Source organism: Finegoldia sp. P3-F-LR, assembly GCF_052932165.1.
Genome location: NZ_JBRFJE010000030.1, coordinates 1 through 11,776, shown reverse-complemented (window position 1 = coordinate 11,776; position 11,776 = coordinate 1). Strand labels below are relative to the sequence as shown.

Sequence of the window (11,776 nt, the reverse complement as noted above, 5' to 3'; positions counted from 1 at the left end):
AAAATTACACTAAAAAAACCGATTGATTACACTCGGTTTGTTTGCCATGCACTAATTTAATTACTCAAATAATCAAATAACCTGAAATTAATTTCAGGTTATGCTTGACTTTTGTTAGCAGGTTTTTTTAGGAAAATTTTCCTGTTTTTCTTTATCCACTGAATTTGATATGATATAATTGTTAAGGAAAATACTTAGGGGGTTTTTATGGGAGAATATAATATATTTGATATTTTGGGACCTGTAATGATTGGACCTTCTAGCTCTCACACTGCAGGTGCTTGTAGAATTGCAAAGACTGCTCTTTTGATTGCTGGAAATGAGTTCAAAAAAGTTGAGTTTGATCTTCATGGATCATTTGCGAAAACTTACAAGGGTCACGGTACAGACAGAGCTTTGTTAGCTGGTGTATTGGGAATTGAACCAGACGACATTAGACTTAGAGATTCATTTGCAATAGCTGAACAAAGAGGAATTGACTATGTTTTCAGAGAAGCTGACTTAGGGGATGTGCATCCAAACACTGCGAAGATTACATTTACATACGAAGATGGAACTACTATGTACATCGTTGGCTCATCAATCGGTGGAGGAAATATTGAGATCATAGATATCAACGGAATAGCTGTTCAATTTACAGGAAGCTATCCTACAATTTTATTGAAATACGTGGATGTAAGAGGAATTATTGCGGATATTTCTTCAGAACTTGCTAGAAATGGGTACAACATCGAAGGAATGAAGACGTTGAAACATGACGGAATCGTAACTTTGATTGTTGAATTAGACAAAAATATCGGCGAAGATTTAACAGAAAATTTATTAAAAGACGATAGATTTCTTTTCACAAAATATATTCAACGAAATTAAGGAGAGTTTATGTTTGATACATCATTAGAAATAATCAATACAGTTAAAAAGGAAAACAGACCTTTTTACGAATACGTTATAGAAATAGAAAACGAAAGAACTGGCAAATCTGAAGAATTCATCAGAAGTGAATTGTCACATATGCTAGATGTTATGGAAAAATCTGCGACAGATTTCTTGGAAACACCTTCAGTGACTAATCAAAAAATGATAGACGGATTTGCACATAAAATGCACGTTTATGCAAATGAAAATGAACCAATAGTAGGACAATTTACAGCAGAAGCAATGGCGATGGCTTTTTCAACATTGGAAATCAGTGCGGCTATGGGAAAAATCGTAGCATCACCTACTGCAGGTTCGTCGGGAATTTTGCCAGCAGCTCTTATGAGTTTTAAACAAAGATACAACTGCTCACACGACGAACTTATCGATGCAATGTTAGTAGCTATCGGTGTTGGACAATTGTTGGGAAAATACGCAACATTTTCTGGCGCTGACGGAGGTTGCCAAGCGGAAACAGGATCTGCAGCAGCAATGGCAGCAGGTGCGTTGATATTTTTAAGAGGTGGCTCTATTGAACAAGTATTCCACGGAGCATCATTTGCAATCCTACATGTATTGGGACTTGTATGCGACCCAATCGCAGGACTTGTAGAATATCCTTGCACATTCAGAAATGCAATGGGAGTTACCAACGCAATGATTAGCGCTGATATGGCATTGGCAGGAATCACAAGTATAGTTCCATTCGAAGAAGTGTGCCAAGCGATGAGAAAAGTCGGCAAAACTCTTCCGCCATCATTGAGAGAAACAGGAATGGGTGGAGTTGCAGGAACAAAAACTGGTCAAGATATCAGAAGAAGATTTTTGGGATCTTGCAACATCAGTGATGACGTCGAAGATTAAAACAAAAAATTATCCACAAGATTTTCAAAATCTTGTGGATTTTTTAATTGAACTATTTGTTTTTGTTTACACTTTTTGCAATCAAAATCGCCAACACGAATGATATCACGATTTCAAAAGGCATATTCGTAGCGACAATTCCTCCAAGAAAATATTGTGCTTTGACATGCATAACGCTTTCGATTTGCTTTGAATGACAAATAAACGCCATTCCTAAGACACCAACTGTGTTCATAATACTTCCGCAAACAGCAGGAATTCCGTAGCGGATCACGTCGTTTTTGTATCTTAATTTGTTGTAAACTTGATAAGTCACAACAGCTATCAAAACTCTTGGAAGCACAGAAACCAATGGATTGTAGAATATAAATGAAAGAATTGTCGGTGCAATAATATTATTTACCAATGAAAACAAACCGAACAACAATCCCACGAATAAACTAACCCAAGGTCCTGCAACCAAAGCAGCAACAATAGTTGGAATATGTAGTGTAGTCACTCTAACTGGTCCAATCGGAATCATTCCCAAAGGAGTAAGTCCAAGTACAATAGTCAAAGCGCCAAACACTCCGATTTTAGTCAAATCTTTTGTAGTTAATTTCATTTTTTCCTCCTTAAATCATTTATACAATTATACCACTTATACATAAAAACATAAAAACTCAAGGGATATATAGAAAATTTCAATAAATAATCGCTGGTCAATATTGATGTGGGAATATATAATAAAGTGTAGATATTAAATCAGGAGGTAATATGAAGAAATTTTTAGGAGTAATTCTTACTGCTAGTATGGTGATGAGTTCGTTCACACCAGTTCTCGCAGAAGAACAAAACAAAATCAAAGTAGACAGAATAAGCGGCTCAGATCGTTATGAAACATCAGCGAAAATCAGCCAACGAACATTCCCACATAAAATCGAAAAGATTGTACTTGCCAGTGGGGAAAATTTTGCAGATAGTTTGGTTGCAGGAAGCTTGGCTAACAAGGAAAATGCACCGGTATTATTGACACAAAAAGAAAAGCTTCCACAAGTCATTAAAGACGAGATTACAAGACTGAATCCAGAACAAGTAATCATAGTAGGTGGAGAAAAATCAGTAAATGTCAAAGGACTTAAAAACGTTAAAAGATTAGCAGGAGCTGACAGATACGAAACATCAGTTGAAGTGTACAAATACTTAAATCCCAACGGAAAAGTTGCACTCGCAAGTGGATTAACATTTGCCGATGCATTGTGTGCAACACCACTTTCCACAAAAGAAAACTTACCAATTATTTTGACAGATGGACACAATTTACCGAAAGGAATCACAAAGGACAAGGTCTCCTTAATTTTCGGCGGAGAAAAATCTGTTAATATAAAAGGATTAGAAAACACAAGAAGATTAGCAGGAGCTGACCGTTATGAAACCGCTTTAATAATAGCAAAAGAATTCGGAAATCTTGAAAAATTCGTATTAGCAGACGGAAGAAACTATCCTGATGCATTGTCAGTAGCTCCATTAGCCCATAAAAATAATGAGCCAATACTACTTACAGACACTAGTCACACAGAATTTATCAAACAAATTGTTAAAGATAACAAAACAAAAGAAATAACAGTAGTAGGCGGAAAGTTATCAGTATCTTCAAAACAAATTGAAGAAATTGCTAATGTGGAAATAACTGAAGACAATAAACCAGATACACCTTCAGTAACACCAACACCAGATAATCCTTCAACACCAGATAAACCGGAAGAAAGTGCCAAAGAAAAAGCGTTAAAAGAAGTCAAAGAAAAAGCAATTGAAGAATTGAAGGAAAATGGCATAACATCTCCGGTATACATCGACCAAATCAACAAAGCCAAAACAGTAGAAGGCGTTAATGCACTAAAAGATGAAATCATCAAAGCACATAAGAACAGTGAAGAAGAAAAACCAGAAGAAAAACCAGAAGACAAAGTTGTAGAATTTGGTGATGCAAAATTAAAAGAAAAACTTCTAAACTTCTTCAAGAACTACGATGGAAAAGATGTAGTTGAAGAAGATATAAATGAATATAACTTTAAATTGCTTGACAAAAACTACAGAATCGACCCAAATGCAACAGATTTGACAGTAAAAGATATGGAACAACTTCAAGCATTTGGTCATAGATCATTTGATGAAAATTATGATGTATTAGAGTTTAATAGCATTAAGGGATTGGAAGCTGCGAAAAACTTAGAAACACTTACAATTAGTGGAGATCCAGATGACTCTTCTAAGTCATTTGAAGATTTAACACCATTGAAAGATTTGAAGAAGCTAAAATTATTGAGATTATCACATAATGCAATAAAAGATTTAACGCCATTAAAAGATTTAACTGGACTTGAAAAACTATACATTTCTCACAATCAAATTGAAGATGTAACAATTATAAATAATTTGAAAGATCTTAAAAGTTTAGATATTTCAGTAAACAAAGTTAACAACATATCAGTATTGAAAGATTTAACAAATGTTGAAAATCTTGATATTAGAAATAATGAAATTTCCGATATTTCTGTTACTAAAAATTACAAGAAATTGAATTGGTTAATGGCCAATAATAACAAAATAAAAGATATATCTCCATTGCAAAACAACAAAGAATTGAATTATTTGGACTTAGAAAATAACCAAATAGAAGATGTATCTTCCATTACAAATTTATCAAAACTAGAAACGTTGAATCTAAATAATAATAAAATTACAAAAATAGATGCATCTAAGCTTACTAATTTAACAAAATTATACATTGCTCAAAACGGATTAGAATCTATAGATTCTATTTCTACGTTAACGAAATTAAATGATGTAAACTTGTCTGGTAATAAACTTACATCAGTAGAAGCGTTGAAAGATTTAACGGAATTGGGAATGTTAGATTTATCCAAAAATCAAATAAAAGATATAGCACCACTTAAAAATTTAGAAGAATTGTACAATTTAGATGTTCATTCTAATCCTATTAAAGATATTTCAGTAGCAAATGATTTGAAGCAATTGGGAGATATCAATGTAAGTGAAACACAAATTACTGACTTGACACCACTAAAAGCAGAAAGTATTTACTCATTAGAAGCTGACAAATTATCTACAACAGTATCAGATGTCAAATTAAACGGAAATATTGTAGAATTTGACAATCCATTTAAGTTAATAGACAAAATATTCACTAAATTCAAAGAAATCAAATCAGATAATCCTAAAGTTAAAGCAGAAGTAACTGAAAACAACAAAATCAAACTTACATTGGAAGATGGTATGACATTAAAAGATATTGAAGGCTTGAAATTGGAATATTTATTCGATAGTAAATCATATTCCGATCCAGTGTACAGTTATAGTATTGAACTTGTAAACTTGAAAGATTCAGAAGCAGAAAAGCCAGAATATGTAGACATTGAAGATGCGAAGTTATTAAAGGTTTTGAACAAAAACTTGGATGTGAATAGAAAAGATGATCAACGCATTACAAAACAAGAAATGGAATCTTTGAAGGAAGTATCCATATTCTTAGACAAGAAGACTAATAAGCCAATATTTACAGAAGAATCTAAAGACACATATTCAATATTAGGGAAAGCTCAAGATTTATCCAAAACAAAAGATTTCAAATTCTCTGTAACTAGAGGAATGAAGAGTTTAAAAGGAATTGAATATGCTACAAATTTGGAAAAATTAAAAGTAAATGAAAATGAGATTTCTGATCTTAGTCCATTAAAAGATTTGAAAAACTTGAAATATCTGGAACTTCAAAGAAATAGAATTGTAGATGTATCACCTTTAGCAAACCTTAAAAACTTAGAGTTCTTAAAACTATATAACAACTTAATTGAAAATGTAGAACCCCTTAAAAATTTGACAAATTTAACAGGATTGGATCTTCACAATAATGTTAAGGTTAAAAAAGAAGGAGAAAAGAGAATAAATTATGATGGAATTACAGATATTTCTTCTCTCAAAAACCTAACTAAATTGACATTCTTTGACGTGTCTGCAAATAGAATCGAAAATGTAGACATAATACTTGGAATGGAAAAAATAAATCAACTAGATTTTTCGGATAATAAAATCAAGGATTATTCTAAATTAGCTAACTACATTTTGCCAAGATTTATAAAACAACAAGAAGGAGACGGAAGCGTAGGGTTCCATGGCCAAAATGTAACTCAAACTCAATCAGTTACAGTTGATAACAACAAAGTTTCATTTGTACCAGAATATAAAGGACTAGGAAATTTATTTAATGAATTTGCCAAAGCTTTTGAAATGGAAGATGCATCTGAACTTGTAAATGTAACAACTAATGTAGAAGGAGTAAAAGCTACTTTTGATGTAAAAAATGACAAAATAAATTTAGAAGTTACAGATGAATTCTTAAAAGCAAATGACGGGAAAACAGTAAGCGCTAACTTAAAAATTGTATTTGCAGAAGCTTACGGATGGAACTTGAATGACGTAAAATTACAAGTGAAAAGTAAATAATATAAGCCAACAGATTTAATTACTGCAAAAAATAAGTATAATTCAACTGTTATTAGGCGTAAATAAAATTGGTGAAAATCCAGAGTATACTATAGTTTATGAAAAAACTAAATAAAATTTTACAAAAGCTTCCTTAACCTAGGAGGCTTTTGTTTTGTAAAAAGATTGTAAAACCCTCAAAAATTAGTCAATGATAAATGAATATGATATAATATTTTATATATAAATAAGAAAAACGAATGACTGATGGAGGTTATTTTGGAAGTTATACAAGTAAAAAAAAGTTTAAATTTGAAAGGCGAGGTCAAGATTGACGGCGCCAAAAACTCAGCGCTTCCTATTATAGCAGCATCTCTTTTAGGAACTGAGCCGATAATTTTAGAAGATGTTCCAAAGTTAAAGGATGTTTCAATTATATTGAAAGTTTTAGAAGAATTGGGATCAAAAGTAACTTATTTGGATAAGAATAAGGTTGAGATAGATAGTAGCAATGTGAATAATTCTGTGACTCCACATGAATTGATGAACAAGATGAGAGCATCATTTTTGGTGATGGGACCTTTGTTGACAAGACTTGGTGAAACTAAGACGTATTTGCCAGGTGGATGTGCGATTGGTTCGAGACCTGTGGATTTGCATTTAAAAGGATTTAAGGCATTGGGTGCTGAGATTGAATCGACAGATGAAAAGATAGAAGCTATTGCAAAAGATGGTTTGATTGGCGGGGAAATTTATTTGGATTTTCCGAGCGTTGGTGCGACTCAAAATATAATGATGGCAGCGACGATGGCAAAGGGAGAAACTGTTATCGAAAATGCTGCTAAGGAACCAGAAATCGTAGATTTGGCAAGTTTCTTGAACAAATTGGGAGCGAAGGTTCGTGGAGCTGGTACTTCTACAATTAGAATAGTCGGCGTTGACAAGTTATACGGTGCAAAACACACAATTATTCCAGATAGAATAGAAGCTGCGACTTTTATGGTGGCAAGTGCGATTACACGTGGAGATGTTACTGTGAAAAATTGTATTTCATCTCATATTATGCCAATTATCGCAAAACTTCGTGAAGTTGGTTGTGAAGTTATCGAAAACGAGGACGAAGATTCTATCAGAGTTATTTCCACTGGTAGATTAAAAGGAACGAAGATTAAAACTTTGCCATATCCTGGTTTTCCTACAGATGTGCAAGCGCAATTCATGGCGTTGATGACTGTATGCAAGGGTCAAAGCAGTGTTGAAGAAACTGTTTTTGAAAATAGATTTATGCATGTGGAACAACTTCAAAAAATGGGCGCTGCTATTGCGACTGAAGGAAATGAAGCGAGCATTGCTGGAGTCGATTCTCTTCAAGGTGCTACTGTTAAATCTACAGATTTGAGAGCTGGAGCGGCTTTGATTTTGGCGGGACTTGTAGCAGATGGAACTACAAATGTTACAGATATTTATCACATTGACAGAGGATACGACGATATTGTTTCCAAATTCAAAAAGTTGGGCGCAAATATCGAAAGAATTGAAATCGAAGATTAATAAATTGTATAAACAGAGGGATTGTTATTTGATTGAACAACCCTCTTTTTTGTAGGTGAGTGTATGAAATTTAGCGCGACTGTCAAAAATATAATATTCGAAAACGAGTCCAATGGTTTTAGGATTTTTTCTGTGGATAAGGACGGAGAAGAGAGAATTATCAAAGGAAATAGTTTCAAAATTATGCCGGGAGATTTCTTGGATATTGAGGCAAACAAAGTCCAAGATCCAAAATACGGAGAACAATACAACATAATTTCCGTTGAAAGATCCACTAAGCCTAGCATGTACAATATTATCAATTATCTTCAAAGCGGTTTGATTAAAGGAATTGGAGAGACAACTGCAAGAAGAATCGTCGAAGAATTTGGCGAAGATACGATGGAAATTTTGAAAAATTCTCCATCCAAATTACTCCAGGTCAAAGGAATCGGCAAGAAAAATTACAAAAAAATCAAAGAATCACTCGATGAGAAAAAAGAATACGCTGAGATTTTCTTGTATTTGCAATCATTGGGGCTAAGTCTTCATCAAGCCAATATTATTTCTGATTTTTACAAGGAAGACACGAAGAAAATTATCATGCAAAACCCATATACTTTGATTGACGATATTAGGGGAATTGGGTTCAGAACGGCAGACATTATTGCGCAGAGAATCGACATCGAACCGGATTCTCCATTTAGAATCAAAGCTGCGTTCAAATATTTTATGGAGAAGGAAGCAAATTCTAATGGAAATTGCTACGTTTTGGAAGATGATTTGATAGCTGGAGTGGAGAATCTTATCGACATTGAAATCAAAAACAGACAAGAGACGTTGGAGTCTTTGATTGTCAGTGGAATTATTGCGATTGATGACACAGACGATGAGCACAGAGTCTACCTTCCACAAATCGAAAAAGCTGAGATGAGATGCGCGATTAATATTGCGAATATTTTGAAAAGCGAAATCGAAGACGAGTTTGACGTGGAGGCTGAGCTTTCCAAGCTTGAATCTGAACACTTGGATGATTTGCAAATCGAAGCCATCAAGAAATCTATGACTGAAAAAATGCTGATAATTACAGGTGGGCCTGGTACGGGAAAAACTACGATTATCAACAATATTACGAAAATTTTCAAAAATAATGACAAGGAGATAATTCTTGCGGCGCCTACAGGACGTGCGGCTAAAAGATTGTCGGAAAGTTGCAACGAAGAAGCGAAGACAATTCACAGAATTCTGGGATACATTCCAGTTGAAAACGGAACGATTTTCGACCACGACGAGGACAATCCGATTGATTGCGATTTGATAATCATAGATGAAGCCAGTATGATGGATATTTTCATCGCGGATAGTTTGTTGAGAGCGTTGGATCCTAATACGAGGGTTGTTTTTGTTGGAGACTGTGACCAGCTTCCAAGTGTACAAGCGGGAAATGTGCTCAACGATTTGATAGAATGTGGAGAAATCACTACGATAAAGTTGACGAAGATTTTCCGTCAAGCGCAAAACTCCAACATAATTGTGAATGCGCACAGGATTAACAACGGAGAGTTTCCTATTTTGAATGAAAAGGGCAAGGATTTTTTCTTTATTGAAGAAAACGACCCAGAACGTGCCAAGCAGACGATTCTCGATTTGTGCGCACAAAGACTTCCCAATTTCTATAAAAAAGATGAGTTTGACGATATAATCGTGCTAACTCCGATGAAAAAATCAAGCTGTGGAACAAAGGAATTGAACACAGCTTTGCAAGAAGTTTTGAATCCGAAAACACCAATGACAGAAGAAATCGAGCAACGAGACAGGATTTTTAGGCTCAACGACAAAGTTATGCAAATTAAAAATGATTACACGAAAGAATTCATTGACGATGATGCGATGGGGGTTTTCAACGGAGATATTGGAAGAGTTACATACGTCGATTCGATTGATGAGACGATTGATGTGTTGTTTGACGACAAAACTGCTAGTTTCACGAAAAAAGAATGCGACGGTTTGACGTTATCTTATGCGATTACGATTCACAAATCACAAGGAAGTGAGTTTCCAATCGTTGTAATTCCAGTGACACAGGCTCCGTTTATGTTGTTGACGAGAAATTTGCTCTACACTGCAATCACACGAGCGAGAGAAATCGTAGTTTTGGTTGGAAGCTTGAAGATTTTACGCCAAATGATATCCAACAATAAAATAATGAAGAGAAATTCGGGCTTGGACAGAAGAATCAAACAATACATGGACTTTGACATAGACGATGACGAACAAGAAATGATGAGAGAGATGTTCGAAGATGAGGGATTTTAGTTTTTTATTTCAAAAACGTTGCATAATTTGTCACGAGAAAAAACAGTACAAATATTTGTTGTGCGAAGATTGCTTTGACAAATTGGTTTTTGTGGACGGTTACAGGGATATCGACGGTACGGATTGCTATTTCCCATTACTTCATCAGGGCTTGACGAAGAAACTTATCTACGATTACAAGCTCAGCCGCAAACAAGTTGTGAAATATTTCTTAGCAGATGTTGTATCCGATAAAATAAAGCAAAAAAATTTACAAGACTACACGCTGCTCATAGTTCCTTCGACAAAATCTACGATAAATAGACGTGGATTTGATCACATTCACGAGATTGCAAAAGAAGTGGCAAAGATTCTGGACATGGAGTATTTGCCAGATGCTATTGTAAAAGTGAAGGAAACCAAAATTCAGCATAATTTATCGCAGCTTCAAAGAATTGAGAATTTACGAGGAGCGTTTGAGGTGAACACTGATTTATCAAATAAGAAAATTCTGGTTTTGGACGATATTGTGACTACGAAGAACACTTTAAGAGAAATCAAGAAAACTTTGAATGAGAAGTATGTGGATTTGAAATTTGTCGCAGTGTCTAGCAGGTCAAATGAAAAATATTAAAAATGGGTATAAATAAATTAACGAAAAATTAATATATTGGGGGCAAAATATGAAATGGCAAGGTAGAGAAGGAAGTTCAAATGTAGGCAGAGGTTCATCCGGAGGAGGACCGGTTAAAATCGGTGGAGTCGGACTGCTTTTGCTTGTAATTGTGTATTCTTTGTTTGGAGGAAATCCACGAGATATTATCAATGAACAAAACAGAACCAGACAGGAACAACAAGTTAACAATTCTGAAAAAGCTAGTAGCAAGGAAGTTGAAGAAGCCGAAAAGATGCTAAGCGTTGTGTTGAAAGACACAGAAGATGTGTGGCACGAAAAATTTTCTGAAATAAATAAAACATATGAAGAACCTAAGCTTCATTTCTTTGAAGGAGCAGTGTCTACAGGTTGCGGAAATGCGGACAAAAACGTAGGGCCGTTTTATTGTTCACTGGATCAAACAATCTACATGGATGTAACTTTTTATAACATGTTGACTCAAAAGCTTGGAGCTGACGGTGGAGATTATGCGATGGCTTATGTACTGGCGCATGAAGTTGGCCACCACGTCCAAAAAGAACTAGGAATTTTGGATAGAGTTCACAATATTCAACGTAGATTGAACGAAAAAGATGCCAATAAATATTCAGTAGCTTTGGAAACACAAGCAGATTATTTTGCAGGAGTGTTCAGTTATTATATTAAAGAGAAAGGCTACTTGGAAGAAGGAGATATTGAAGAAGCGATAAGTGCAGTCCAAAGTGTCGGCGATGATCACATTCAAAAAATGGGACAAGGATACGTACAACCGGAAAAATTTACTCACGGTTCATCCGAACTTAGAAACGAATGGTTTCAACGAGGATTTAAATACCACGATTTTGAACATGCAGATTCATTTGGTGAAATGGGACTTAGAATACAATAAAACAAGACGCCAGAATTAATTTTGATATGTACCCTCTTTACTGGACAAACCAGTAAGGAGGGTATTTTTATGAAATATAGTTATGAATTTAAAAAAGAATGCGTACAGTTGTACAGAGAAGGAAGATGGGCGGATACACCTGAAGGAGT

General features: G+C 34.7%; 8 protein-coding genes. 7 read left to right on the top strand and 1 reads right to left on the bottom strand.

Annotated elements, in window-relative coordinates:
- The first annotated feature begins 207 nt into the window (after positions 1-207).
- Both sdaAB and sdaAA read left to right on the top strand, forming a co-directional pair.
- A complete protein-coding gene (gene sdaAB / locus ACU68U_RS08805; RefSeq protein WP_094206362.1) occupies positions 208-870 on the top strand; it encodes an L-serine ammonia-lyase, iron-sulfur-dependent subunit beta in 663 nt (220 codons plus the stop codon).
- Positions 871-879: 9 nt separating this feature from the next.
- Positions 880-1,779: an L-serine ammonia-lyase, iron-sulfur-dependent, subunit alpha gene (sdaAA, locus tag ACU68U_RS08800; RefSeq protein ID WP_446763159.1), complete on the top strand. Its 900-nt coding sequence runs from the start codon at positions 880-882 to the stop codon at positions 1,777-1,779.
- 52 nt (positions 1,780-1,831) lie between these two features.
- On the opposite strand, the gene ACU68U_RS08795 is transcribed toward sdaAA, so the two are convergent.
- On the bottom strand, positions 1,832-2,383 hold the full coding sequence (locus ACU68U_RS08795; RefSeq protein WP_446763158.1) for an ECF transporter S component: 552 nt from the start codon (positions 2,381-2,383) through the stop codon (positions 1,832-1,834).
- 152 nt (positions 2,384-2,535) lie between these two features.
- Here ACU68U_RS08795 and ACU68U_RS08790 point away from each other — a divergent pair, with 152 nt between their 5' ends.
- The 5 genes from ACU68U_RS08790 to ypfJ all read left to right on the top strand — a co-directional run bounded on the left by ACU68U_RS08790 (position 2,536) and on the right by ypfJ (position 11,627).
- The gene (locus tag ACU68U_RS08790; RefSeq protein ID WP_446763157.1) at positions 2,536-6,279 is read left to right on the top strand and encodes a cell wall-binding repeat-containing protein; all 3,744 of its coding nucleotides are present in this window, start codon (positions 2,536-2,538) and stop codon (positions 6,277-6,279) included.
- 246 nt (positions 6,280-6,525) lie between these two features.
- Complete coding sequence (murA, locus tag ACU68U_RS08785; protein WP_192867311.1) at positions 6,526-7,809, top strand: UDP-N-acetylglucosamine 1-carboxyvinyltransferase; 1,284 nt, start codon at positions 6,526-6,528, stop codon at positions 7,807-7,809.
- A gap of 63 nt (positions 7,810-7,872) precedes the next feature.
- The gene (gene recD2 / locus ACU68U_RS08780) at positions 7,873-10,104 is read left to right on the top strand and encodes an SF1B family DNA helicase RecD2 (protein ID WP_446763156.1); all 2,232 of its coding nucleotides are present in this window, start codon (positions 7,873-7,875) and stop codon (positions 10,102-10,104) included.
- A complete protein-coding gene (locus ACU68U_RS08775; RefSeq protein ID WP_446763155.1) occupies positions 10,091-10,717 on the top strand; it encodes a ComF family protein in 627 nt (208 codons plus the stop codon). Before recD2 ends, ACU68U_RS08775 begins: the two co-directional genes overlap by 14 nt.
- Before the next feature lie 49 nt (positions 10,718-10,766).
- Positions 10,767-11,627, top strand: a complete 861-nt coding sequence (gene ypfJ, locus ACU68U_RS08770) for a KPN_02809 family neutral zinc metallopeptidase (protein ID WP_446763154.1) — start codon at positions 10,767-10,769, stop codon at positions 11,625-11,627.
- Positions 11,628-11,776 lie beyond the last annotated feature (149 nt).